Here is a 25,097-nt window from a genome sequence, read left to right on the forward strand (position 1 = left end):
TTAATACGCTCGTAAAAACATCCCTATTTACATGAATAATGAAATTTTGGCTACCATAAGCAAACTTTTGTTGGGCGTATGGTATTTTACTGAGTCTGAAAGCCCTTTTAAAGCAGCAGATTGGGGCGAAATTACACCTTCAGGGCTATTGCAGAAAATTGCTATCCAATATCATGCTGATCCTTCCGATTTAAAACAAATCGATCAAGCTGCATTTTTTGATAGTTTAATATCAAAAGTCGATAAAGCAGATGCACCAATGGTTGAAAATGCAGGCAAAATCGCCACTTGGTACACCTTTTTAAAGCAAAACCTATCCAATATTACAGTGGTTAGAGTAGAAGGCGCCAGCCGGATTCCTGTGCTCATTGCTGGTTATTTACCAGATGGTACCTGTATCGTGATTGAAACTTTTGCTATCGAAACCTAAAACCCCTTACATCCTTAAATAATCCTAAAAAAAATGAAAGCATTAAAAAAATTAAGCTTATTGGCCGTATTATGCCTTGGCCTTGCTGCCTGTAAAAAAGACAACCCAACGCAGCCGGGCAACAGCCAATTTGAGCAAAAGTTAAACAGTAAAGCAGCTACCGCTGGTACCCAGGCTGTAGTTGCTGGTTTCCCCGAAACATTCGAATCTGGCGGCAAAGGAAGTTACACAGTTGGGTCGGTAACTTTAAGTAGCGGAAGCTGGAGCCTTGAAGATGCATTAATTGGAAATCTCGCTGGAGATGCTAAGAATGGCAGTCAATCAGTACGTATCCGTAACACGGGCACACTGAGCATGAATTTCAACGTCGCTGGAGCCGATGTGGTAACGGTTGCCCACGCCAAATATGGTAGCGATGCCAATAGTACCTGGCAGCTTTGGTACTCTACCGATAGCGGTTCGAGCTGGCAACAAACCGGTAGCACCATTAGCACCAGCTCAACAACTTTAACTACCGCAACATTTAATATATCCATTTCGGGAAATGTTCGTTTCCAGATCCGTAAAATAAGTGGAGGTACTGCCCGCATCAATATCGACGATTTTAGTATTTCAACCGGCGACGGTGGAACAACTCCTCCACCAACCACTTCTGGCGATGATAGTAACCTTTTACTGGGTAATCCGAGTAATGCTGTTGCCAGCACATCTTCCCCTGAAAATTACCTGATGGATCACACTTACTATACAAGTTCTTACAGTAGAAGCAGGGCTACACCAAACTGGGTCAGCTGGCATATTGGATCGTCTGATTTAGGTTCAAATTCACGTCAGAATGATTTCAGAGCCGATACTGCTTTACCTTCAGGTTGGTACGAGGTATCGAACAGCAGCTATTCGGGTTCAGGTTTCGATCGTGGCCATAACTGCCCATCTGCTGATCGGACTGCTTCCATAACTTCTAACTCGTCCACATTCTTAATGAGCAACATGATGCCACAGGCACCTAACAATAACCAGGGTCCTTGGGCCGACCTGGAAAATTACACACGCTCATTGGTTACAGCAGGTAACGAAGTTTATATCATTTGTGGTTCTTACGGTTCTGGTGGTACAGGAAGCAATGGAGGCGTTACCTATACCATTGATAATGGTCGTATTAATGTACCTTCAAATACATGGAAAGTTATTGTGGTATTATCAAACGGAAATAATGATTTAAGCAGGATTACATCTTCTACGAGAGTAATTGCAGTAAATATGCCCAATACAAATGGTTTAAATACCAACTGGAAAACATTCCGCACCTCGGTTAATTCAATTGAATCTGCCACAGGATATGATCTTTTATCGAATGTACCTACATCAATTCAAAATGTAATAGAAGCAGCTACTGATAACCAGTAGACTAATTAGTCAAATTTAAAGCGGTAATCCATCGATTTGGATTACCGCTTTTTTATTTCATGTAATCCATATGTATCCTTTATCGTGATCAGATAGATACCCGATGAATGCATTGCAAAGAGACTCCGATCGAAATGACGGCAAAGAGAAAGGGATTCATTGTAAACAAAAAGGCTCCGATGAAAATCGAAGCCTTTTTTTATGAGATTAATATTCCCAAAGACCTTGTTCGTAATCCAGAACAGATTTTTTAATCCTTTCTGATTCATATAAACGCTCCTTAGGATCTGCGATAATATCTCTGATTTTATTATCACCAGGATTCGATTCTTTTACAATATAACTGCTAAACAAGCGGCGGATAAAGAAATCATCGAAACTTAATGATGAAGCATCATTATTGGTATTAATCAGACGTTTCTTTGTCAAAATTTCTCTAGCTTCAGGATAGTACACCCAAAATACAGGCTGCCATTGTTTAGAAACTTCATTGTACTTTAATGGTGCGATGCCCACAATACGTGGTTCAAAAATAGAACGTTTTGTGTCGAAAATCCAGTCTTCCTTTATTCTGAACTTTAAAAATAACTCCGGGTTAAAATCATTAACAACTGTAGTAACAGTTCCGGTTTTATTGTTCGAAACCTCCGCTGTACCTAAAGCTGATTTCGCAGCAGAATCTGCAGACATCGGATTATTAAAAGCATCATCTTCATTTAAGGCACTATCAATTGGCGAGTATGCAGTTAGTTCATCTTTTTTAATTGCAGCAATCAAAACATCAATTAATCTTGATTTAGGCGATCTTAAAGCCGAGTTAACCGTATCACGTAAATCAATCTCTCTCCAGATCCGTTTTGCATAAAAAACATCCTCTTCCCTTACATCGGCCAAAGGAACCATTTCAGTACTGTCAATGTCCTTGCGGGCATAAAAACCATCTTTAGGTGGCACTTTGAGTTTCTTCTTAGCCGTTTTAACAGGAGCTTTCACCGTATCTGCTGCAGGAGCAGCAGCCACCGGTGCAGCTTTTTTCGGTGCTAACTTCGTTGGCTTTTTTTGTGCATAAGCAAACGCGGTTAATAAAACTAAAATGGCAATACTTAAAATCCTTTTCATTTCTTTTATTTTACACTAAACGCTAATGAAGGCAATATCCTTTGACGCCCATCCGGCCCTACAGAAACAATATCTTCAAAAAACACCCTCGTACCAGGCGTAATTGAGTTCATGGCACCTTTAACTGCACCTGCAAAACTTCCGCCGCTACCTGCAATGGTAACTGCATCTGAACGTGGTTTGATAATGGTTAATTTATAACGTTGTATTTTAAACTTAACATCAAAAGGAAAATCATCCAGATCTGCTTCAATCTCGGTTTCGCTTTTTAACTGCACCGAAGCAATATCGCCTCCCGCACGTCCGCCAACTTTTGCTACAGGTGCCGGAATGGCTTTTACCCTGAACTTTTGTGAACCAAGACTAACGGTTTTGCCTGCATTGTTTGCGGATACATTAATGGATACTTCCTGGCCTACCATGCTGCCCGGAACGTTCACATTGTAATTCCCGTTACTACCAGACATTGAACCTCCTGAAATGGAAGCACGAACACTTTCTAATGGAAAGCCTGCCGCTGATACGGTAAAGGGATTAGCAATACCTGCATAAATTACATTCAATTTCGTTGAAGAAACAGATGCGGAAGGTTTCGCTACCTGATAAGTTTGTGGCTGAGTTTTGTATTCCTTCACCTGGCCATCAGTCTGGCGAACCCTGATCGTACCTACCCAGGTAAACTGTCCAACACTACCGGTACCACCGGTATAAGTTCCTTTACCATCTTTAACGGATAATTTATTTCCGTTAACCGTAATATCGGGCGTCGACCTCGAATCGCTGGCTGTTAAAAATACTTCGGCAGTATAAGGCTGCCCCTGAATTACGTAAGAAGTAGGTGCTACTGCAACCGCCGCAAACTGATCCAGGTTAACCTGGGCCTTATCCATATTTCCGAACAATCTCTTCACTACTTCTGCCTCAGCATTTTTAGTATCTGTTTGTAGTTTGGTTAAAATGGTCATGGCCGCGGTAAGTGGCGTTCCCTCACCAAAGTAAGTTTCCTGCCAATTTCCTTTTTTTTTGCTTACCGGGTCCTTAGCTTCAAGAGAGAACGAAACGTTCGCACGATCGGCCGGATCTAATAAAGAGATTAATTTCTCCCTGGTGGCATTGATTCTCTTCTTTAATTCATCCGCTTTTTTTTGATTAATCATGATATTCTGTGCAATATCCTGATTGGACCTATTCACCAGATCTTCCGTTTCAGGGTCGATCCCGTCGCCCGCCTGAGTAAATTCTTTTTTAATGCTTTCGATGTAATTATTTAAATCGTCAGCTGCCTTCTGCGCTTGCTTAGCCTTGTCGTAAATAGGCTGAGCACGTGCCGGCTCTTCTTTCAACTTCGAATTCTCGAAGGCAGAAAACAACTGATTAATACTTGTATTTACATTGTTTTTAGAAGTATCCAAACTATCGTTGATATTTTTGAATGCATCTAAAATGGTATCTGATACGTTTAAGGCGAGCATGGCCAACAATACCAAATACATGATATTGATCATCCGCTGCCTTGTTGTTTCTTTTCCGCCTGCCATGTTTGAGTAGCCTTTCCTTTAAAATTTAAAAACTAAACAAATTATACACGCGGACCGTTCATGGCCGATAACATATTGCCATAAATTGCATTAAGCGATGACAGGTTTTTAGCCAGCTTATTCACCTCTTCTTTAAACTGTTTCGAATCTTCCATCGATTCGTTAAAGTTTTGCATGGTTAATGATAAGTTTGAATAGAATTTATTCATCGATTTTAAATGCGCGCTGGAATCTTGTAATTCCAATTCATAAACTGCATTTAAAGCCGATAAGTTCTTAGCTAAATTGTTAACCTGTTCGTGGTATGCCTGAGAATCTACATTGCTTTCGCCCATTGCTTTTAAATTGGCCGTTGCTTTTTCAAAAGATGCACTCAAGTTATCAAAACCGGCTGATGCGGTTTTAATCTTACCGGTTAATTCGTTTGTTGCTGTAGATGCATCTGCAACATTTGAAATTGCAGCTACTTTATCGCCAAACGTGCGCAAACCGGTACCTAAGCTTTCAATTAACTCCGGACCAATTTTAGCATCTGATAACATTTTATCCAAAGCTGCTGTATTAGACGGGGCCACTGCAGCAACAGGTCTGGCCGAAGCTGTTGGTAATTCTCCTTTATAATCTGCTTTTAATTCAGGATAAACTCTTTCCCATGCCGGTTCTGGTTCTGGTGGAAAAAACCCGGTTAAAAAGAATAAAAATGCCTCTACACCAAGACCAAGCCCAATCATGTAGTTACCTAAAATCCCGCCGATGTGTAGGATTTTAAATAATGCTCCGATAATTACAATACTTGCTCCCCATGAAATTGCCACATGTAACCAGCCTGGTTGTTTTTTTGCTGCCATAAATTTGATGTTTTTCTTTAGTTTTAGTTGTTAGTAGGTTTAACGTCTTAAATCAGTACCCGGGTAAGATGAAACGCATCTGAAACCAATATATGACCTCTGTGTATCCTGATATTCGTATGTTGCTACAGCATTTTGTAAAAAATAGCCTGTATCTTTCCAAGAACCTCCTTTTACCACTTTACGCTTTTTGTATTTGCTGTCGCCTGCACCAGCATCATAAGTAAAGTTGGGGTTTAGATCGTGTAATAGTGGGCTGGCACCTTTGTTATAAGCAGTGATAGTCCATTCAGATACGTTTCCGGCCATATTGTACAGACCATAATCGTTAGGAAAATAAGATCTGACGCCTACCGTATAAATTCCACCATCGCTCGAATAATCGCCGCGGCCGGGTTTAAAGTTAGCTTGTAAACATCCTTTTGTATTCCTGATGTAAGGTCCTCCCCAAGGATATTTGGTTTTGGTATTACCGCCTCTTGCAGCATATTCAAATTCTGTTTCAGCCGGCAACCTGTAGTCTGATCTTGATCCAGCAGGCAGTTTCCTTGCTGTCGCAACACCATCGTACAATCTGGTTCTCCAGTGAGCAAAAGCTTTTGCCTGCTCCCAACTTACACCAACAACAGGATAGTCGTCATAGGAAGGATGGTTGTAATAACCACGCACCATCGGATCGTTTTGTGAATAGGAATAATCTGTTTTCCAAACCATTGTATCAGGATAGATGGCAACCGTGTAACGATCGATATAATCCTGGCGTTTGCTGTTTGGATCTTTATGGCCAATAGCGGCTTTCTCCATATTTAATTCGGCATATGAATATTCGAATTTGCGAACATCCAGTTCTTTCTTCCCTGGAAGGGCATCTAAGCCTGAATAATACATACCGTCTAGCTGGCTTGCCTGGGCAGCCGCTGCCCCCCTGCCCTTATTACGCCAAATATTAACCCCGTTTGGGCCTACCTTTTTCCAATCGATGTATTTCTCTCCGCCAAGAGCCGTTGCCGCATTTCCTTTTGGAGTAATCATAAACTGTTGTGGATTGCCCATCATCACAATCGCAATAGAATCGCGCACCCAGTTGGTAAACTGGCGATATTCGGCATTTGAAATCTCGGTTTGATCCATAAAGAACGCACTGATCGTGGTCATTCTACTTGGTCCGTTCTGAGAAAAGGTAATATCTTCATCAGATCCCCCCAGTGGTGTATGCCCTGGTGGAATATAAACCATTCCTAACGGGATTCTATCGTTTTTAAATTTTCGGTTATAAGCGCCAACCAGCTCACCCTGGCCGCCATGGCCACAGCTTGCTAGCATTACAGTTATCCCTACAATAGCTAGAAGGTAGATTTTCTTCATATTTTCAAGGTTGTGCACAGCACGATTAGGAGCAATTTTATCAAAAATCACTGAAATTATCTACAAAAGCAAATATTTTACATGAAATCATTATCTAAACCCGGTTAAAGAAAGATTAACAATTGATCATCCGGCGATATGCGTTTTCAATAAAAGACATAACTCTCTTATTAACAGGAAAGTTATGCTTTTGTTGTGCTGACTTGAAAAAATATTTTTTATTGCTATTTATTAGATATTTTGATGTAATTCTCAATGGCCATGGTCATTGATGGGACACCTGGGGTTGGCGCGGCAATATCTACAATCAGATCCATATCCGTACAGGCTTTACTGGTATTGGTTCCAAAAGCTGCAATACGGGTATTGTTTTGTTTAAAATCAGGGAAATTTTTAAATAAAGATTGAATACTTGAAGGACTAAAAAATGCGATAACATCATAGAATACCTCGGCTAAATCGGATAGATCGCTCACTACAGTCCTAAATAAAACCGCCGGTGTAAAATTGTATCCGCTTTTTTCCAAAAACTTCATGGTATCTTCGGTTGCCACATCAGAACAAGGGTATAAAAATTTCTCGTTTGCATGTTTCTTTAACACTTCGGCCAAATCGGCTGCAGTTTGTTTACCAAAAAAGATCTTACGCTTACGATACTGGATATATTTCTGCAGATATAAAGCAATGGTTTCAGACAGGCAGAAATATTTTAATTCTGCCGGCACTTCATAACGCATTTCCTCGCAGATTCTAAAAAAATGATCTGCTGCATTTCGGCTGGTAAAAATCACAGCCGTAAAATCGGCCAGATTAATCTTATCCTTTCTAAAGTCTCTTGCGGGTACACCTTCAACGTGGATAAAAGACCTAAAATCAACTTTTAAGTTGTGTTTTTTGGCCAAATCATAATAAGGAGATTTTTCTGTTTCAGGTTTTGGTAAAGTAACCAAAATACTTTTTACTTTGCGGATTCTAGAGTCGTTCTTTTCTTGCATTTTTCCTTTTCCTGCTACAGTCCTATCGTTTTAATTAGTATGAGGACGGGACATATTTCAAGCGCGCAAAAGTACAAAAATAAATGCATTTTAGAAAACTTATTGTTAGAAAGTATCGTTACACCTGCCCTCAGGAGCTGAAAGGTAAAAATGACGCCTAACAACAAGAAAGCCAACACAATATAAACCGAACCGTATTTTAGCGGCGACAGGGCAAAAGCAACTACTAGGGGAATGAATAGCAATGACGCATTGAAGTAACTGAGATACAAAATTGAAATATATTCCCCCACTGGTTTCTGCACATTAAACAGATAACCTAAAAATCGTAAGATGATTAGTTTGAGGGCATAAAAAACAATAATCGTGATGGAAATACTAAAGAAAAACTTAAAGCCGTCTTTAGCTTGATACATATCATTCCATTGGGCAACCAGAAAAAAGAACATTCCAAAAACGAAACCAAATTGCACAAAAAGCAACAAAAACGGCCATGAACTAAACAGGTTATCTTCTTTGTTAATATTGTTCAAAATCCTGTTACTGAAAAAGGCCTGAACGATTGCTGATAATTGCTTAGAAAAAGCATTTTTTAAAATGGCAAAGATAATAAGCATACCAAAAATAAAGCCTAATAAGCCTACGTTTCCCTTCGGGATTTTGGTACCCAACTGGTAAGGATTTGCTTTCTTCTTTAAATGTTGGTACTTTTTGTGCCATGCCCACAAATCCAGCTCCGGAGAAAGATATTCCTTTTCAATAGTATCCAGAAGCGCGTTTTTATTAATTAAACGATCGGGAAGTACCCAGGTATGATGAATTAATGAATCGGTAACATACCGCTGCCTGGCCAATGTTGCCGAATCAGGCCGGTATCTTCGATATTGGTATTGCTTCACGGCTACGCTATCTGTTTGAACAGGAGTTTCCTGTGCCGCCAAACAATTAGCAAACCATACAAACGCGAACAAAAAGAAAATAAATTTTGGCATGCGGTAAATCAAAACTTCAAGATGCAAAAGTAGTTGAATAATCAGGGTTTACCTAAAGAAAATAAATTGATTGGTGAATATGCACAGTAAAGCTATTACTTAACATTACCAAACGAATAGTAAAGCTGTTACTTTACTTAGATTTGGAATTATATGCTGATGAGGCTTGTATATTATGACAATAAAGAAAAATTAACTTCGCTATCTTTGCAGCAATGTCCGGTATCTATATTCATATTCCTTTTTGTAAAAAGGCCTGCCACTATTGCGATTTTCATTTCAGCACTTCCTTAAAACATGCCGATGAAATGGTAGAAGCCATTTGTAAGGAAATAAAAATGAAAAAAGACCGGATTCACGGACAGGTTGGGAGTATCTATTTAGGCGGTGGTACACCTTCTATCCTATCTGAAAATGCGTTGCAAAAAATTTTTGATACGATTAACCATACTTTTTCGGTGGATGCAAATGCGGAAATTACCATCGAAACCAATCCCGATGATTTAACGGCCCGGAAATTAAAGGAGCTGAAACAATTGCCGGTTAACCGCTTTAGTGTTGGAGTCCAGTCGTTTTATGATGAGGATCTGATCTGGATGAACAGGGCGCACCAGGCTCAGGAAGCCGAAAATTGCATCAGAAGAAGTCAGGATGCTGGTTTTGAAAACTTAACCCTCGATTTAATTTATGGTTACCCTTTGCTTACAGATCAAAAATGGCTGAGCAATATCGAAAAGGCCATTGAACTTGAAGTTCCGCATATTTCTGCCTACGCACTCACTGTTGAGCCCAGAACGGCTTTGGCCCATGCCATAAAAAACAAAAAACAAACGCCCGTAAACGATAACCAAAGTGCTGCGCAGTTTGTAATTTTGATGGATAAACTGGTAAATGCCGGATTTGAACATTACGAAATTTCGAATTTGGCCAAACCAGGCCATTATGCCCTGCATAATACCAATTATTGGAAAGGCATAGATTATATTGGCGTTGGTCCGTCTGCACATGGTTTTAACGGCCAAAACAGGTATATAAACCCTGCGAATAATGCCTCTTACCTGGAAGCTTTAAACCAGAATAAACTTCCTGAAATGGTTGAAGAATTAAGTTTGCATGATAGATTTAATGAATATATCATGACTTCGCTGAGGACAATGTGGGGAACTGATTTACAAAAAATAAATAGCGATTTCGGAAAGGATTTTTTAGAAGAGACAAAATATAACCTTAAAAATTTTGAGGATAAAGACTGGCTGGTGATTGATGCTGATCATATTTATTTAAGTCAGAACGGAAAATTGTTTGCCGATCATATTGCTTCGGAATTATTTATATTAGGAGATGAATGAGTAAATTGAGAACGATTGGATTAAAGAATAACTGAATAGCGATCAAAACGACGTTCACGCATTCAAAACTCAATCATTCAATAATTAGCAAAAATATGTCAAAAATTGTATGGATCACAGGCGCATCATCTGGCATAGGAGAAGCCCTGGTATATGAATATTTTAAAACAGGAGATAAACTGATCATTTCAGGAAGAAACCGCGATGAATTATTCCGCGTTAAAGGAAACTGCCAAAACTCCTTTAATGTCCACGTTTTGCCATTCGATTTAAGCGAAACAGCTTCACTGGAAAATAAAGCTGCTGATGCCATCCGTATTTTTGGCAGGATCGATTTATTGATCAATTGCGGAGGTGTAAGCCAGCGAAGCCTGGCCCTGGCAACCAATCTTCATACTGAACAGCAAATTATGGATACCAATTTTGGGGGTACGGTAGGGCTTAGTAAAGCGGTTTTACCCTCAATGATCGCCAAAGGTGGTGGCCAGATCGTAGTAATTAGCAGTCTTGTTGGGAAATTCGGCACGAAGTTCCGCTCTACTTATGCGGCATCCAAACATGCGCTGCATGGCTATTTCGATTCGCTCCGATCGGAGGTTTACGATAAAAATATTGATATCACGATTATCTGTCCAGGTTTTATCAAAACCAATGTAACCTACAATGCGCTCACAGGAGATGGCAACCCACTTAATATAATGGGTGATGCGCATGAAAACGCCATGACACCTGCCGACTGTGCTAAACAAATTGTGCAAGCTGCCAGCAGCAAAAAAGAAGAGGTTTATATCGGCGGGAAAGAAACCAGGGCAGTATTATTGAAACGGTTTTTTCCAAAGATTTTTTCAAAAAAAGTGAGAACGGCAAAGGTGAATTGATAAGCATTTGGCGTCGGGCCTTAAGGGTGATCAGCGATTTGAGAAGCTCACAGATCACAAGTTTTGTAAGTACCGATCTTTTCATAAATCGGCCTAATCAGGCGACTCCATTTTTTTAATCGGATTAATGAAGACGTTAAAATACTTCCATCTAAATCGCCAAAAACATCTTTTTAAAATTTAAAAATAAAATTTTAAATCACTAATAATCAAAAACTTAATACATAATTTTCAATTTCTAAAAACCAAGCATCTGTAAGCTGTCGTAAATGGAATCAAATAACAGAAACTTAAAATTAGAAATAATGAAAAATTTAATCTTATCCGCATTTGCCATCATTACCATGGCATTCACTACTCAGGTTTACGCTCAAAAAAATCCAATGGTTGGCGGCGCTGCCATGTACGCAACCAAGGATATTGTTGATAACGCGGTAAATTCAAAAGACCACACTACATTAGTGGCAGCAGTTAAAGCGGCAGGTTTGGTAGAAACATTAAAAGGTGCTGGTCCTTTTACAGTTTTTGCACCAACCAATGCTGCCTTCGATAAACTTCCTGCCGGAACCGTAGACAACCTGGTTAAACCAGAAAACAAAGCAACCCTTACCAAAATTTTAACTTACCATGTTGTTGCAGGCAAAATGGACAGTAAAGCAATTGCAAAAGCAATAAAAGCTGGTGGTGGCAAAGCAGAATTAACAACCGTAGAAGGTGGTAAACTTTGGGCCTGGATGGAAGGCAAAAAACTGGTGCTAAAAGATGAAAAAGGCGGAATGAGTACAGTTACGATTGCAGACGTTTATCAAAAAAATGGTGTGATCCACGTAGTAGACACCGTATTAATGCCTAAATAACATTAAAATACATCCTTATTATTAGCAAAAACGTTCTGTCGAAAGTCGGAACGTTTTTGTTTTTTAAACAGTTTATATCTACGCACCAGAAATAACTATAATTCATAATTTAACCCAACCTTATACCATCTGACTTTTTTTGATGAATTGTCAGTTTTTTTTCAAGTTTTTGTATTTGTCATGCTTAGTGTTCTTAACTATTTAATTTTGTCCCATTAATAGTTTCTTAACATGAAATTCCTTTTATCTCCTATCGATGTAGTTGAAGATATTTCCAAATCAGATTTCGAACTGAACTATCTTAAACCACGCAAGCCTTTGGTAATAAAAAACATGGCCAAAAAATGGCCAGCTTACCAAAAATGGACGATGGAATATATGAAAGAAGTAGTTGGGGATAAAACTGTTCCACTCTACGACAGTTCCAAAGCTGATCCTTCCAAACCTATCAATGCATCCGCTGCCGAAATGAAATTTGGCGATTACATAGACCTGATTAAGGAAACTCCGACTGATCTACGCATCTTTTTATTTGATCCGATAAAGTTTGCACCTGAGCTGCTGGAAGATTACATTGCACCAAAAGATTTAATGGGTGGTTTTTTAGATAGTTACCCTAATATGTTCTTCGGCGGTAAAGGCTCAGTAACCTTTTTGCATTACGACATTGATTTAGCACACATTTTCCACACGCACTTTAACGGAAGGAAGCATGTAATCTTATTTGATTATAAATGGAAAGAACGTTTGTATCAAATTCCATATGCCACTTATGCTTTGGAAGATTATGATGTAGAAAATCCCGATTTTGATAAATTTCCTGCATTAAAAGGTGTTCAGGGTATTGAAGCATTTTTAGAGCATGGCGATACTTTATTTATGCCTACAGGTTACTGGCACTGGATGAAATACCTGGACGGCTCATTTTCGATCAGCTTAAGGGCATGGGATAAAAGCTGGATGGTGAAAGCAAAAAGCTTGTATAACTTAACTTTACAGCGTAAATTTGACGACTTTATGAAAGCAAACTACCGCGAGAAGTACATGCAATGGAAAGAAAATCTTGCAGTAAAAAGAGCGGGCAGAGCGCTTGAGAAAAATTTACCGAAATAATAATGACTGAATCAATTTATCTTAAAGTTTCAAATAATTCAGTCATTCACCTATCCAACATATGCATTCCAATATTCTAAAAATCCAAAAAGAAATTGAGCCGCTTAGGCAAGAGATTATCAACCATAAAGTATACTCGGCAATTAATGAGGTGGAAGATCTCCGCATTTTTATGGAACACCATATTTTTGCAGTTTGGGATTTTATGTCGCTGCTTAAAGCCTTACAGATAAATTTAACCTGCACAAACTTACCCTGGTTCCCGGTAGGTGATCCGGTTACCCGGCAACTGATCAATGAAATTGTTGCGGGAGAAGAATCGGATGTAGATGCTGATGGAAACATAAAAAGCCACTTTGAACTCTATCTGGATGCCATGGAACAATGTAATGCAAATACTAAACCTATCCAGATCTTTTTGGCAGAACTGAAAAACGGGAAAAGCTTCGATGAGGCTTTTGAAATCGCCGGGGCACCAGCAAGTGCAAGGGATTTTGTGAATGCAACTTTCGAAACCATTAATAGTGGAAAAACCCATTTACAGGCAGCAAGTTTCACTTTTGGCAGGGAGGATTTAATACCAAACATGTTTTTTAGCCTGGTAAATGACTTAAATAGTACCCAGCCTGAACAGGTTTCGATCTTTAAATATTACCTGGAGCGCCATATAGAAGTAGATGGTGACCACCACAGCCATTTAGCGCTCAGTATGATGGAGAAGCTTTGTGAAAAAGATGAATCATTTTGGACAGAAGCCGAAGAAACCGCAAAAATGGCGCTACAAAAAAGGATCGAACTGTGGGACGCTGCCTATGCCGAAATGATCAAAAATAAAGTGGAGGCTTAATTATTAAATTGTTAAGTATTTACTAATTTTAGATTACGTGATTTTAGTCACATTTAGCTGTTAACAACAATTTTATAAAATAAAATTTACACATTTGTTGTTCGGCACAAATAACCGATTTTTAAAAGCATGAGTTTCATTTTAAAACCTGTTGATATCGTTGAGAGCATCACTCCCGAAGATTTTAAGAAAAATTATCTGAAAACTAAACGTCCGTTAGTAATCAGAGGCCTAACAAAAGATTGGCCTGCCAGAGAAAAATGGACGACTGAATATTTAAAGGAAATTGGTGGAGAACTCGAGGTGCCGCTTTACGATAACTCTAAGGCAGATCCGTCAAAGCCGATTAATGCGGCAACGGCACACATGAAATTTGGCGATTACCTTGACCTGATCAAGCGGGAACCAACTGAGCTGCGCATATTCTTTTTTAATCTGTTTAAAAAAGTGCCCAGTTTAATTAATGATGTTAAAATCCCCAAAGATTTAATGGGTGGCTTTATAGAAAGCATGCCTGCAATGTTTTTTGGCGGTTCTAACTCGGTAACCTTTTTGCATTACGATATCGATTTACCGCATATTTTCCACACACACTTTGGCGGCAGAAAGCACATCATCTTATTCGATTATAAATGGAAAGACAGGTTGTATTGCCTGCCAAATGCAACTTATGCTTTGGAAGATTACGATGTGGCCAACCCGGATTTTAAGAAATTCCCGGCGCTAAATGGTGTTGAAGGTTATGAAGTGTTTTTAGAACACGGCGATACCTTATTTATGCCAACAGGAATGTGGCACTGGATGAAATATGTAGATGGTTCATTTTCTTTAAGCTTAAGGGCCTGGGATCAATCAATTACACGTAAAATCGCCAGTGTTTGGAGTTTATTTACCCATGGTGCCATTGACAGTCTGATTAAAATGACTTTCAAAGAAAAATATGCCCATTGGAGAGAGAGAAGAGCGGTTAAAATAGCCGAGAAGGCTTTGGCGAAAGGCAAGCCGTAAAATTGAAAAAAATTAAAATACAACGGGACATCGGTAAACGATAGTCCCGTTTTTTATTATTATTGCGAAAACACTTTAGCGGAATAAAAATCAGATTAGCAATGAAGACCAATAAACTTACTGAAAAACAAAAAATGCTGAGTGGCCAAGCTTATCAGGCGGGTGATGCCGAACTGGCAAAAGAAAGATTAAAAGCCCGGGAACTGGTTTATGAGTTTAATCACCTGGCTCCCAAATTCGTTAAACAGCGCAAGGAATTACTAAAAAGGCTATTCGGCAAAACCGAAAGGATGTTTTATGTAGAACCACCCTTCAGATGCGATTATGGCTATAATATTGAGATCGGAGATAATTTTTATGCCAATTTTAACCTCGTTATTTTAGATTGTGCAAAGGTAACTATTGGCAACAATGTTTTTATTGCACCAAATGTAGCCATATATACTGCCGGGCATCCAATCCATGCTCATTTACGTGATCAGGAATACGAATGGGCACAAGAAATTACCATTGGTAATAGTGTTTGGATCGGCGGAAATGTAGTCATTAATCCGGGCGTTAAAATAGGGTCTAATGTAGTAATCGGATCTGGAAGTATTGTTACCAGAGATATTCCGGATAACGTTTTTGCCGCAGGAAACCCATGCAGGATAATCCGCCAGCTAACAGATGCAGATAAAGATTATTATTACAAGGATTTTAAGTTAGGTGAATAAAGAATCGTCCCGATTTGCAATCGGGATGCTCGAGAATAGCGATTGTATCGCCTTAAAAATGACTCCCTTTCGCATTTGAAAATGCTAATCTCCCGAATCCCCGTTACAAACGGAGACTATAATGGAATGGCGATTGTATCGCCTTAAAATGACTCCCTTTCGCATTTGAAAGTGCTAATCTCCAGAATCCCCGCCAACAAACGAGGACTATTGGATCATATATATATAATCCGCCAATTAGTTGCAGATAAATTGTTATTAAATAGATTGTAAGTTAGACGAACACGAAATCGTCCCGATTTGCAATCGGGATGCGCGAGAATGGCGATTGTATCGCCTTAAAAATTAATTTTAAAACATTAAAAATGCTATTCCCGCAAGCTCTCGTTAAAAACGAAGACTACAAAGGAGATATTCGTCTTGACAGATTTCTCGACTTCGTTGCACTCCGCTCGAAATGACGACCTCTGGGAAATTTTCATTACCAACGCAACTAGGCCTCCCTCTTCCATTTTACATCTTACTTCTTCCGTACTTAGCTACTATGATCAATAATTACTTTCCAGTCGCCCTTAATTTTTTTAATCAATAAGGTAAAATATCCCTTAAGTTCATCCTTTTCACGTTTTACATTCCAGCTGCCGAGTACAAAAGCCAGATCAGGCCTTAAAAAATCGACCTTTTTGATACCAAACACCAAAAACCCCATGGCAGATTTATCAGGATAACCCTTTTTATAATTATCCAATGTTTTTTGCCAGCCGTAAGTCGGTCCGCTTTTGCCAACAAAAAGCAAACTGTCCGATTTTTCATAACCTTGCATAAAGGCTTCGACATCGCCTTTGTTCCAATCGGTACGCTGCCTTTCAAGAAGATTAAGTATGGCCTGCTTATCTTTCGAATTTTGAGCAAAAGCGCCAAGAGAGGTAAAAATTAATGCAATTAAAAGTATTTTTTTCATGATTATTGAAGTTAACGTAAAAATTAAAGATATGAAACAAATTATTTTGTTCCATGGGTAAAAATTCTTTATTTACAGCTCTATAAATCTACTATGCAAAATAAAGTAATTACAATTGGTGAAATACTCTGGGATGTTTTCCCAGAAGGGAAAAAAGCTGGCGGCTCGAGCATGAATGTTGCGCTCAATTTGCACAAGCAAGGTATGGAGAGCCAATTTATCAGCGCTGTGGGCAATGACGAAAACGGCAGAGCACTTCTTAGTTTTCTAACCGGTAACCACTTTGCAACTGATCTGATCCAAATTCACACCGAGTTACCCACCAGTACGGTTGTGGTGCAACTAGATGAAAACCATCAGGCTACTTACACCATAAAAAAGCCTGTAGCATGGGATGATATCAAAGTTACTGATGATAACTCCAAAGCTGTAAAACAGGCTGATGCATTAGTATATTGCAGCTTAACCTGCAGGGAAGAAAAATCAAGAGAAGCCATCCTGGCACTTTTAGAAAATGCCAAGACGAAAATATTCGATATCAACCTCCGGGCGCCATTTTATTCGAAAGAATTAATCGGAGCGCTTTTGGCAAAAGCAGATATTCTGAAAATAAATGAAGATGAGCTGGTTTGGGTACAAGAATCGTTTGGTTTAACAGGCAATACTGACGAACAATTATTAAAACAGCTTTCAGCTCAGTTTGATATCGGAATCATTTGCCTTACACTTGGCGATAAGGGTGCTTGTGTATTAAAGGAAGGCAAATTATTCAAACATGCAGGTTATAAAGTGCAGGTAGCTGATACAGTTGGCGCCGGTGACGCTTTTTTAGCCACCTTTATTGCCTGTTATCTGCAAGCTTATCCGATGGAAACCACTTTGGACAATGCCTGTAAGGTTGGTGCTTTTGTAGCTTCACAGCCTGGGGCAAATCCTGAGTATAATAAGAAAATTTATCATATGTCGCTCGAATAAACATTCTGCTTCCAGTTGACAGTTTTCAGTTGAAAGTTTTCAGATTCCAGTTCACCTTTCTATTTGTACCGATGGCATTTGCGTTAGGGATTGTAAGGGTTCAGTGCCGGTTCTTTACCGGTACCGAAGCGAAGCGTAGCCCTGGAAAGCCCGACCCTTGCGCAGCTTGGTGAAACGCCCAAATGAGTTTGCAATTTACTGTTTGCAGTTTTACATTAACTGTTGGAATTTTTAATTTGATTATGCTTTGGCCTTTCAGCTTTTAACTTTCCGCTTGCATCCAAATATGACACCGCGCTTAAATTAAAACAAAGCGAAACTTTTATCTTCGATAAATCGTTAATACAAACACATGAGAGGTTTTCGTTTTTCTGATTATAAGCCGGGCGATGTGCCTAAGGGCGGGTTTGATGAGTTGCTGAAATTATTTAGCGAACTGCTGAATTATACGGCGGGAGACGCAGCAGAGGCGTTAAGCTGGCTGAACGAACTCGACAAACAATACAAACTAACCAATAACGATTACGGTATCGGTAATTTTATCGACGACCTGAAAGATAAAGGTTACCTGACGGAAGACAATCAATCCGGAGCATTTAAAATTACTGCTAAAACAGAACAGACCATCCGAAAATCGGCCTTAGACGAGATTTTCGGCAAGCTCAAAAAATCTGGTCGCGGTAACCACAACAGTAATCAATCTGGAATTGGTGAGGAAAAAAATGCCGACAGACGGGAATATAATTTCGGTGACAGCCTGGATCAGATCGACATGACCGCTTCGATACAAAATGCGCAGATTAACCATGGCATTGGCGATTTCACTTTAACTGACCGTGATCTGGAAGTAGAGGAAAAGGATTTCAAAACCTTAACTTCTACGGTATTGATGATCGATATTTCTCACTCCATGATTTTATATGGTGAAGACCGGATAACACCTGCAAAAAAAGTTGCCATGGCTTTAGCCGAGCTGATTAAAACGAAATACCCGAAGGATACTTTAGATATCGTGGTTTTCGGAAATGATGCCTGGCCCATCAGCGTTAAAGACCTGCCTTATCTGCAGGTTGGACCTTACCACACCAATACGTATGCAGGATTAGAATTGGCTGCAGATTTACTCCGCCGGAGGAAAACCCATAATAAACAGATTTTTATGATTACCGACGGAAAACCAACCTGCCTGAAAGAAAATGGCAGATACTATAAAAACAGTATGGGCTTGGATAGGAAGGTCATCAATAAAACCTTAAACATGGCAGCCCAATGTAAGCGGCTGAAGATCCCGATTACAACATTTATGATTGCCAAAGATCCTTACCTGCAACAGTTTGTTCGGCAGTTTACCGAAATTAATGGCGGCAGGGCTTTTTATAGCTCTCTAAATGGTTTGGGCGAATACATTTTTGAAGATTACATTAAAAACAGAAGAAAAACAGTTAAGTAAGGTTGAAGGTAAAAGGCATAAGTTAAAAACCATCGCCAGTTCCTGCCCAGATCAACCATAAAACATTAAAAAGGAAGATAGATATAGGTAAGAGGCTTGCGCACTTGCAAACCTTATACCTTAAACCCTATGCCTTAAACCCAATTAAAAAGATGCAAAACACAACATTAGGCCAGTTAAAAACTACAGGATATACATCACGATCAGTAAAAGAAGAACTCAGGGAAAATCTGATCAAAGTTTTACGCGACAAAAAAGCGGAGTTTGAAGGCATTATCGGCTATGATGAAACAGTAATTCCCGAGCTGCAAACGGCTATTTTATCGCGTCATAACATTTTACTTTTAGGTTTACGCGGGCAGGCAAAAACACGTATTGCCCGTTTAATGGTAAACTTGCTGGATGAATACGTACCCTATGTAGCAGGAAGCGAGATTTTCGATGACCCGTTAAATCCAATTTCCTGGTATGCAAAAAATGAGATTGCCACTAAGGGTGATGATACCGAAATTGCCTGGTTGCACCGAAGTGAAAGATATACCGAAAAACTGGCCACACCGGATGTTACCGTTGCAGATTTAATCGGCGATGTTGACCCCATTAAGGCGGCGACCTTGAAGTTGACTTATAACGATGAGCGCGTAATCCACTTTGGATTGATTCCGCGTGCACACCGCAGTATATTTGTGATTAACGAACTACCCGATTTACAGGCGCGTATCCAGGTGGCATTGTTCAACATGCTGCAGGAAAAAGATATCCAGATCCGTGGCTTCAAATTGCGTTTGCCACTGGATATACAGTTTGTTTTTACAGCAAATCCGGAAGATTATACCAACCGCGGAAGTATTGTTACACCGTTAAAGGACAGGATTGAGAGCCAGATTTTAACTCATTATCCAAAAACGGTCGAAATTTCACGCAAGATTACTTTCCAGGAAGCAAAATTAACGGCTGATCAGCGGACCAGCATAGAAGCCGATGGATTGGTGAAAGACCTGATAGAGCAAATTGCTTTTGAAGCCCGTAAAAGTGAATATATCGACCAAAAATCGGGTGTATCTGCCAGGTTGACCATCTCCGCTTATGAAAATTTAATCAGCACCGCTGAAAGAAGAATGCTGATTTCCGGCGATAAAAACACATTTGTACGTTTATCTGACTTTGCAGGAGTTATCCCGGCCATAACAGGTAAGATAGAATTGGTTTACGAAGGTGAATTAGAAGGGCCCGCACATGTAGCCACAACATTAATCGGCAAAGCTGTCAAAACCTTATTTGCACGGTATTTCCCCGACCCCGAAAAAGCAAAGAAAACAAAAACGGCTAATCCATATACCGAAGTAACCGAATGGTTTACTGATGGTAATAATATTGATGTTACCGATGCTTTAACGAATGTACAATACAAAAAGGCGCTGATGCTTGTACCAGGTTTATACGATCTGGTAAAGAAGTTTCATCCTAAGCTAAGTGAGAACCAAACTTTACTTTTAATGGAATTCGTGTTACATGGTTTAGCTGAATATTCACAACTGAGCAAAAACTTTTTAAATGGCGGCTTCGGCTTCTCTGATATGTTTGGCAGTTTATTTAATGCCGAATTTGATGAAGAAGAAGATGAAGACGACTTCAGATAAGCAAATGGAATTCAACGGATATCTCTTATCGCTAAGGTTAAAACAAGAGAACCTTCCTAATGGATATCCGTTTAATATACCTTGTTTAAAATCTTTTGAAAAACTAGATTTCCACCCTAATGTTACTTTCTTAACCGGTGAAAATGGAGTTGGAAAGTCAACCCTTATCGAAGCTATAGCCGTTTATCTTGGCTTTAATGCGGAGGGTGGTGGCAAAAATTTTAACTTTAAAAGTACTGCAACACATTCTGCTTTGCATAACCACCTTATGATAACAAAAGGATTTAAACATATTAAAAACGGTTATTTTTTAAGGGGAGAGAGTTTCTACAATGTTGCGAGCGAGATTGATAAACTGGATGAGGAACCTCGCGGACCAAAAATTATAAATTCTTATGGTGGTGTATCTCTACATGAGCAATCGCATGGAGAGTCGTTTTGGTCGCTTTTTATGAACCGTTTTGGCAGCCACGGCGTTTATATACTTGATGAGCCCGAATCTGCGCTTTCTGCAACAAAACAAATCGCAATGTTATCCAAAATCAATAATTTGGTTAACGATAATTCGCAATTGATCATCGCCACACACTCGCCGATTTTATTATCCTACCCGAAAGCCTGGATATATGAAATGACCGAAAACAAAATAGTGAGGGTTAAATATGAAGAATCGGAGGTTTACAGGGTCTACAAGGCCTTTTTAGATCATCCGCAACGAATATTGAATGATATATTTACTTCAAATACTTAATTTAGGCGATTAAATCAATTTATTTATACTTAAATCGAATAACCCGATCATATGGGAAGATTACCTTTCATTATTGCCGCCTGCATTTTCATTATTGCATTTGATATTTACTGCTTTAAAGCCATCATCGCCGTATTTAAAAAATGGAAACCGAATACTAAAAAGGTATTTACCATTGCTTATTGGACCTATAGCACCTTACTGATCATCGGTGTTTTTTGTGGCATTTACCTCAATCTTTTCCTAACCCTAAGGGCTGTTATTTTAGTGGCTTTCTTTTTAACTGTAGCCTGTAAAATGGCGATGTTGCCTTTTTTAGTGTTAGATGATTTACGCAGGTTGTTCATTAAAATTTTCAGAAAAAATAAAACAGCCGAAGCTTCAACCATACCACAAAACGAACAGTCTACTACTGGCGACCATATTTCACGATCAGAATTTCTGGTAAAAGCCGGATTGGTAGCGGCTGCAGTTCCACTAACATCATTGAGTTGGGGTATTATTTCAGGCGCTTATGATTACCAGGTGAGACGTGTTAATTTGATCCTTCCTAACCTTCCCAAAGCTTTTGATGGCATTACCTTGGGACAGATTTCTGATATTCACTCTGGCAGTTTTTATAACAAAACCGCTGTGAAAGGCGGTGTAGAAATGTTGTTGGGTGAAAAACCCGATTTTATCTTTTTCACAGGCGATTTGGTGAATAACCTCACTAACGAAGTAAAGGATTATCAGGATATATTTTCGAAAGTAAAAGCACCGCTAGGCGTATATTCTTCGTTGGGCAATCACGATTACGGTGATTATTATTTTGGGAAGGAATCATCTCCGGCCAAAGTTAAAAACCTGAAAGATATGGTTGACGTGCATAAAATAATGGGCTACGATCTTTTGATGAATGAAAACCGGAGATTAAAGGTAGATGGGGAAGAAATCGGGATTTTAGGGGTTGAAAACTGGGGAATGGGCCGTTTTCCTAAATATGGAAAAATGGAACTGGCAGTTCAAAATACAGATGATTTACCGGTTAAACTTTTACTTAGTCACGACCCATCGCATTGGCGTGGAGAAGTTTTACAGAAATATCCACAAATCGATGCCATGTTTAGCGGCCATACGCACGGCATGCAGTTTGGCGTTCGTTTAAAGGAAATGCAATGGAGCCCGGTGCAATACATTTATAAAGAGTGGGCAGGCTTATACCAGGAGCAAAAACAACAGCTGTATGTTAACGTGGGATACGGCTTTTTAGGTTATCCGGGCAGGGTTGGTATTTTACCGGAGATTACAATATTTACTTTGAAAAGGGCTTAGCGTTATCTGACGTTACCATCTGGCATCTATTTGAATAACTTAAAACCGCCAGATGGCAACATCTGACGGCACAAACAGTCTTTATCCTGCATTAAAGCGATAACCTACGCCCCTGACCGTCTGCAGCAACTGCGGGTTATCAGGATTCAATTCTATCTTTTTACGTAGGCGTACAATATGCATATCAAGCGTTCTGGTGTTCACGTCGGAGTTGTAGCCCCACACCACCAGCATCAGTTCATCACGGTTAATTACTTTACCAGGGTTACGCAAGAAATAAAGGAGAATACGGTTTTCCAATATCGTCAACTCGATTTTCCTTCCGTCCCTGAATAGGGTGTGAATATTTGGATGGTGCTCCATATTACCAAAACGATGAATCTCGGCCGAATCTTTATTAACGATAAATTTCACCTTGCTCTCCAACATGGCCACCAGTACATCCATATTAAACGGTTTGGTGATATAATCAGATGCACCAAAATTGTAGGCATCTATTTTATCTACGTCCTGGGCCTTTGCTGTCATCATAATCACCAGGTTCTCGAAACCCTGTTTACGTACATTCTCGCAAACCTCAGCACCCTGCTTACCTGGCATCATCCAGTCTAATAACACAATATCAGGCTGATCGGCCAAAATCATCCTTTCACCCGCTTCACCATCGTTGGCTTCCAACACGGTATAACCTTCGGCCTTTAACCGGTGAGCAACCAGAAAACGAAGATTCTCATCATCTTCTACAATTAATATTTTTACTTCTTTAGACATTTATGTGTGTGTTACATTGTAATGTTGAAACGTTGCAATGTTTGAAGGTTAATTTAACATTACAACCTTTCAACCTTTAACTTTCCAATTCCTTAATTTAACTATTATAAGGCAGCACGATTTTAAATTCTGTACCACTCCCTACTTTACTTTTTACGGAAATTTCTCCATCCATAAAGTTAACCAGTTCTTTGCAGAATGCCAAACCCAGGCCTACACTGCCCATTTGGTTATATTCATTCTGGATCCTGAAAAACTTCTTAAATATATTGTTTAATTCAGACGCCGGGATGCCAATTCCCTTATCAGCAAAACGGAAAACCAGTACCCCTTTTATCAGCTTTGCACTAATGTGCAGTTTTTTCTGCTCTGGTTTTGAATACTTGTAAGCGTTCTCTGCCAGATTATCGAACAAGCTACCCAATAGTACCGGATCGGTAATAAAAGTTTTAAATCCCGCTACCTCATAAGTAATTTTAAAATCAGGATGTTTTAAGGTATGCGATTCAATTGTACTTTCTATAAAATCAACAATATTAACCTCATCCTGGTTTAGTTTAATGGCTTTATTTTCAATTTGTGTAAAGGCCAGTAATTTGTTCATCAAACCATTCAGTTTATCGGCTTCTTCATCCAGTATCTTGCCATAAAGCTGCTGCTCTTTCTGACTTAATGCCGGCGCGCTTTTAATATTGTTCCCCGCGATTTTAATTACACTAACAGGGGTTTTAAACTCATGCGTCAAGTTGTTTACAAAATCGTACTGCAACTTAAACATTTTACTGTTGATATTCAGGTTACGGTAAATCAAAAATGCAACCAGTAAAAGCACACCGTATACCAGCAATAACACCAATGCTATTGGCATGAAATAAATAAAAATTTCTTTCTTGATGTAAGATTTTGATGAAATGAGGTATAATTTAAAATCAGAAAATGCACCAGGAAGGGCAATTTCAGTATTGATATTTTCATCTGAAGTATCAATCGGATCATAAGTCAGTGGTTCAATCCTGATGGTTTGGTACAGCAAGGGCCTGGTATTGATAATCTTGATTTTATGTGCATTGAGATTAAAAACCATTATATCCTGTTGATATACAGGCGCCGGGCTTAACTTCCTCCTGATCATATCTTTATATATCCTTAAATCTTCACGGCGGGGAATATTTAAGTAAGTGATTTTATTTTCGTTGGAATTCACAATAGAAAAGTTGGTAAACAGCTCTTCTTGTGTGGGCACCGATGCGGTATCAAGATCCTCAACAAAAGTGGCAAGTTTAATGGCAATAGCATTAAAATCACTGCCTACGGTAAAAGATTTTGTATCATCCTCTGAATACAACTTTACTGAATCAGGCTTTACTCCTTTCCCGAACTGGAAAATAGATTTTGGCCCGATACCCAAGTGATTTGCATTAATCCCATCTTTAACCGGCACGTTCTTCACTTCTGTATCGTAAAAAGTAACCTTAGAGATGAAGGGATATTTTAACATCACAGTATCTACAAACTTCGCTGCAGTAGAAGAGTCCAGATAGCCATTATAATAAGAAATCTCAGGCATTTTGTTCTGAAAAAAATCATTGTACGGCTTAATACTTTGTTCCAGGACATTTACCTTCTCTGAAACAAAATCATTCTCTATCGTTTTTTTGCTATAGTTAAACGCGAGAAAAAGCGAAAGGATAAAAAGTATAGAAATGAGTGTAATAAAGGTTACACCTAAGGTAAAGTTTTTACGGTAGTTGCTTTGCTTTTCTAAGGCCATAC

At 39.2% G+C, this 25,097-nt stretch carries 23 protein-coding genes; 14 read left to right on the plus strand and 9 right to left on the minus strand.

The window, feature by feature from the left end; genetic code table 11:
• The first annotated feature begins 31 nt into the window (after positions 1-31).
• Entirely contained in the window at positions 32-430 is a 399-nt protein-coding gene (locus tag ACFE6N_RS07720) for a nuclease A inhibitor family protein (protein WP_378935301.1), read from the plus strand.
• 33 nt (positions 431-463) lie between these two features.
• The gene (locus ACFE6N_RS07725; RefSeq protein WP_378935303.1) at positions 464-1,837 is read left to right on the plus strand and encodes a DNA/RNA non-specific endonuclease; all 1,374 of its coding nucleotides are present in this window, start codon (positions 464-466) and stop codon (positions 1,835-1,837) included.
• Positions 1,838-2,044: 207 nt separating this feature from the next.
• On the opposite strand, the gene gldN is transcribed toward ACFE6N_RS07725, so the two are convergent.
• The 6 genes from gldN to ACFE6N_RS07755 form a co-directional block, all read right to left on the minus strand.
• Entirely contained in the window at positions 2,045-2,956 is a 912-nt protein-coding gene (gene gldN / locus ACFE6N_RS07730; protein ID WP_378935305.1) for a gliding motility protein GldN, read from the minus strand.
• 5 nt (positions 2,957-2,961) lie between these two features.
• Positions 2,962-4,494 (minus strand): gliding motility protein GldM, encoded by a 1,533-nt coding sequence (gene gldM, locus ACFE6N_RS07735; RefSeq protein ID WP_378935307.1) that lies wholly within the window; start codon positions 4,492-4,494, stop codon positions 2,962-2,964.
• Positions 4,495-4,535: 41 nt separating this feature from the next.
• Positions 4,536-5,342 carry a gliding motility protein GldL gene (gldL, locus tag ACFE6N_RS07740; protein WP_378935309.1) on the minus strand — a complete coding sequence of 269 codons (807 nt, stop codon included), beginning with the start codon at positions 5,340-5,342 and terminating at the stop codon, positions 4,536-4,538.
• 39 nt (positions 5,343-5,381) lie between these two features.
• Positions 5,382-6,707 carry an SUMF1/EgtB/PvdO family nonheme iron enzyme gene (locus tag ACFE6N_RS07745; protein ID WP_090983354.1) on the minus strand — a complete coding sequence of 442 codons (1,326 nt, stop codon included), beginning with the start codon at positions 6,705-6,707 and terminating at the stop codon, positions 5,382-5,384.
• A 224-nt stretch (positions 6,708-6,931) separates the two neighbouring features.
• Positions 6,932-7,702, minus strand: coding sequence for a uroporphyrinogen-III synthase (locus ACFE6N_RS07750; RefSeq protein ID WP_090983220.1), 771 nt, complete (start codon positions 7,700-7,702; stop codon positions 6,932-6,934).
• Positions 7,703-7,716: 14 nt separating this feature from the next.
• Entirely contained in the window at positions 7,717-8,694 is a 978-nt protein-coding gene (locus tag ACFE6N_RS07755; protein WP_378935311.1) for a DUF4271 domain-containing protein, read from the minus strand.
• A 215-nt stretch (positions 8,695-8,909) separates the two neighbouring features.
• On the opposite strand from ACFE6N_RS07755, the gene hemW reads away from it, so the two are divergent.
• The 7 genes from hemW (at position 8,910) to ACFE6N_RS07790 (ending at position 15,462) form a co-directional block, all read left to right on the plus strand.
• Positions 8,910-10,043: a radical SAM family heme chaperone HemW gene (hemW, locus tag ACFE6N_RS07760; RefSeq protein WP_378935313.1), complete on the plus strand. Its 1,134-nt coding sequence runs from the start codon at positions 8,910-8,912 to the stop codon at positions 10,041-10,043.
• A 95-nt stretch (positions 10,044-10,138) separates the two neighbouring features.
• Positions 10,139-10,921: an SDR family oxidoreductase gene (locus ACFE6N_RS07765; protein WP_378935315.1), complete on the plus strand. Its 783-nt coding sequence runs from the start codon at positions 10,139-10,141 to the stop codon at positions 10,919-10,921.
• Positions 10,922-11,226: 305 nt separating this feature from the next.
• The gene (locus ACFE6N_RS07770; protein ID WP_378935317.1) at positions 11,227-11,778 is read left to right on the plus strand and encodes a fasciclin domain-containing protein; all 552 of its coding nucleotides are present in this window, start codon (positions 11,227-11,229) and stop codon (positions 11,776-11,778) included.
• 231 nt (positions 11,779-12,009) lie between these two features.
• Entirely contained in the window at positions 12,010-12,891 is an 882-nt protein-coding gene (locus tag ACFE6N_RS07775) for a cupin-like domain-containing protein (RefSeq protein ID WP_293745212.1), read from the plus strand.
• Between the two features lie 61 nt (positions 12,892-12,952).
• Complete coding sequence (locus ACFE6N_RS07780; protein ID WP_378935319.1) at positions 12,953-13,738, plus strand: DUF3050 domain-containing protein; 786 nt, start codon at positions 12,953-12,955, stop codon at positions 13,736-13,738.
• Positions 13,739-13,867: 129 nt separating this feature from the next.
• Positions 13,868-14,746, plus strand: a complete 879-nt coding sequence (locus ACFE6N_RS07785; protein ID WP_378935321.1) for a cupin-like domain-containing protein — start codon at positions 13,868-13,870, stop codon at positions 14,744-14,746.
• 101 nt (positions 14,747-14,847) lie between these two features.
• Positions 14,848-15,462, plus strand: coding sequence for a sugar O-acetyltransferase (locus ACFE6N_RS07790; protein WP_378935323.1), 615 nt, complete (start codon positions 14,848-14,850; stop codon positions 15,460-15,462).
• A gap of 535 nt (positions 15,463-15,997) precedes the next feature.
• Here ACFE6N_RS07790 and ACFE6N_RS07795 read toward each other — a convergent pair.
• Complete coding sequence (locus ACFE6N_RS07795; RefSeq protein WP_378935325.1) at positions 15,998-16,423, minus strand: YybH family protein; 426 nt, start codon at positions 16,421-16,423, stop codon at positions 15,998-16,000.
• 93 nt (positions 16,424-16,516) lie between these two features.
• On the opposite strand from ACFE6N_RS07795, the gene ACFE6N_RS07800 reads away from it, so the two are divergent.
• The 5 genes from ACFE6N_RS07800 to ACFE6N_RS07820 all read left to right on the plus strand — a co-directional run bounded on the left by ACFE6N_RS07800 (position 16,517) and on the right by ACFE6N_RS07820 (position 22,553).
• Positions 16,517-17,398 (plus strand): carbohydrate kinase, encoded by an 882-nt coding sequence (locus tag ACFE6N_RS07800; RefSeq protein WP_378935327.1) that lies wholly within the window; start codon positions 16,517-16,519, stop codon positions 17,396-17,398.
• A 352-nt stretch (positions 17,399-17,750) separates the two neighbouring features.
• Positions 17,751-18,848 carry a VWA domain-containing protein gene (locus ACFE6N_RS07805; RefSeq protein ID WP_378935329.1) on the plus strand — a complete coding sequence of 366 codons (1,098 nt, stop codon included), beginning with the start codon at positions 17,751-17,753 and terminating at the stop codon, positions 18,846-18,848.
• Positions 18,849-19,000: 152 nt separating this feature from the next.
• The gene (locus ACFE6N_RS07810; RefSeq protein ID WP_090983351.1) at positions 19,001-20,488 is read left to right on the plus strand and encodes a sigma 54-interacting transcriptional regulator; all 1,488 of its coding nucleotides are present in this window, start codon (positions 19,001-19,003) and stop codon (positions 20,486-20,488) included.
• A complete protein-coding gene (locus ACFE6N_RS07815) occupies positions 20,457-21,239 on the plus strand; it encodes an AAA family ATPase (RefSeq protein WP_378935331.1) in 783 nt (260 codons plus the stop codon). The genes ACFE6N_RS07810 and ACFE6N_RS07815 overlap by 32 nt, the downstream gene beginning before the upstream one ends.
• Positions 21,240-21,290: 51 nt before the next feature.
• A complete protein-coding gene (locus ACFE6N_RS07820; RefSeq protein WP_378935333.1) occupies positions 21,291-22,553 on the plus strand; it encodes a metallophosphoesterase in 1,263 nt (420 codons plus the stop codon).
• An 81-nt stretch (positions 22,554-22,634) separates the two neighbouring features.
• On the opposite strand, the gene ACFE6N_RS07825 is transcribed toward ACFE6N_RS07820, so the two are convergent.
• Complete coding sequence (locus ACFE6N_RS07825; protein ID WP_090983192.1) at positions 22,635-23,324, minus strand: response regulator transcription factor; 690 nt, start codon at positions 23,322-23,324, stop codon at positions 22,635-22,637.
• Positions 23,325-23,421: 97 nt separating this feature from the next.
• On the minus strand, positions 23,422-25,095 hold the full coding sequence (locus ACFE6N_RS07830; RefSeq protein WP_378935335.1) for a sensor histidine kinase: 1,674 nt from the start codon (positions 25,093-25,095) through the stop codon (positions 23,422-23,424).
• Between the last annotated feature and the right edge of the window lie 2 nt (positions 25,096-25,097).

The organism is Pedobacter sp. BG31, from assembly GCF_042464845.1.
GTDB classification, from domain to species: domain Bacteria; phylum Bacteroidota; class Bacteroidia; order Sphingobacteriales; family Sphingobacteriaceae; genus Pedobacter; species Pedobacter suwonensis.

Excerpts from the sequence above, each read along its gene's own strand:
- ACFE6N_RS07785 (WP_378935321.1), top strand. The coding sequence starts at position 13,868 with ATGAGTTTCATTTTAAAACCTGTTGATATCGTTGAGAGCATCACTCCC.
- ACFE6N_RS07805 (WP_378935329.1), top strand. The coding sequence starts at position 17,751 with ATGAGAGGTTTTCGTTTTTCTGATTATAAGCCGGGCGATGTGCCTAAG.
- ACFE6N_RS07765 (WP_378935315.1), top strand. The coding sequence starts at position 10,139 with ATGTCAAAAATTGTATGGATCACAGGCGCATCATCTGGCATAGGAGAA.
- ACFE6N_RS07790 (WP_378935323.1), top strand. The coding sequence starts at position 14,848 with ATGAAGACCAATAAACTTACTGAAAAACAAAAAATGCTGAGTGGCCAA.
- ACFE6N_RS07815 (WP_378935331.1), top strand. The coding sequence starts at position 20,457 with ATGAAGAAGAAGATGAAGACGACTTCAGATAAGCAAATGGAATTCAAC.
- ACFE6N_RS07820 (WP_378935333.1), top strand. The coding sequence starts at position 21,291 with ATGGGAAGATTACCTTTCATTATTGCCGCCTGCATTTTCATTATTGCA.
- ACFE6N_RS07825 (WP_090983192.1), bottom strand. The coding sequence starts at position 23,324 with ATGTCTAAAGAAGTAAAAATATTAATTGTAGAAGATGATGAGAATCTT.
- hemW (WP_378935313.1), top strand. The coding sequence starts at position 8,910 with ATGTCCGGTATCTATATTCATATTCCTTTTTGTAAAAAGGCCTGCCAC.
- ACFE6N_RS07745 (WP_090983354.1), bottom strand. The coding sequence starts at position 6,707 with ATGAAGAAAATCTACCTTCTAGCTATTGTAGGGATAACTGTAATGCTA.
- ACFE6N_RS07755 (WP_378935311.1), bottom strand. The coding sequence starts at position 8,694 with ATGCCAAAATTTATTTTCTTTTTGTTCGCGTTTGTATGGTTTGCTAAT.
- ACFE6N_RS07800 (WP_378935327.1), top strand. The coding sequence starts at position 16,517 with ATGCAAAATAAAGTAATTACAATTGGTGAAATACTCTGGGATGTTTTC.
- ACFE6N_RS07810 (WP_090983351.1), top strand. The coding sequence starts at position 19,001 with ATGCAAAACACAACATTAGGCCAGTTAAAAACTACAGGATATACATCA.
- ACFE6N_RS07770 (WP_378935317.1), top strand. The coding sequence starts at position 11,227 with ATGAAAAATTTAATCTTATCCGCATTTGCCATCATTACCATGGCATTC.
- gldL (WP_378935309.1), bottom strand. The coding sequence starts at position 5,342 with ATGGCAGCAAAAAAACAACCAGGCTGGTTACATGTGGCAATTTCATGG.
- ACFE6N_RS07795 (WP_378935325.1), bottom strand. The coding sequence starts at position 16,423 with ATGAAAAAAATACTTTTAATTGCATTAATTTTTACCTCTCTTGGCGCT.
- ACFE6N_RS07780 (WP_378935319.1), top strand. The coding sequence starts at position 12,953 with ATGCATTCCAATATTCTAAAAATCCAAAAAGAAATTGAGCCGCTTAGG.
- ACFE6N_RS07725 (WP_378935303.1), top strand. The coding sequence starts at position 464 with ATGAAAGCATTAAAAAAATTAAGCTTATTGGCCGTATTATGCCTTGGC.
- gldM (WP_378935307.1), bottom strand. The coding sequence starts at position 4,494 with ATGGCAGGCGGAAAAGAAACAACAAGGCAGCGGATGATCAATATCATG.
- ACFE6N_RS07830 (WP_378935335.1), bottom strand. The coding sequence starts at position 25,095 with ATGGCCTTAGAAAAGCAAAGCAACTACCGTAAAAACTTTACCTTAGGT.
- ACFE6N_RS07750 (WP_090983220.1), bottom strand. The coding sequence starts at position 7,702 with ATGCAAGAAAAGAACGACTCTAGAATCCGCAAAGTAAAAAGTATTTTG.
- ACFE6N_RS07720 (WP_378935301.1), top strand. The coding sequence starts at position 32 with ATGAATAATGAAATTTTGGCTACCATAAGCAAACTTTTGTTGGGCGTA.
- ACFE6N_RS07775 (WP_293745212.1), top strand. The coding sequence starts at position 12,010 with ATGAAATTCCTTTTATCTCCTATCGATGTAGTTGAAGATATTTCCAAA.
- gldN (WP_378935305.1), bottom strand. The coding sequence starts at position 2,956 with ATGAAAAGGATTTTAAGTATTGCCATTTTAGTTTTATTAACCGCGTTT.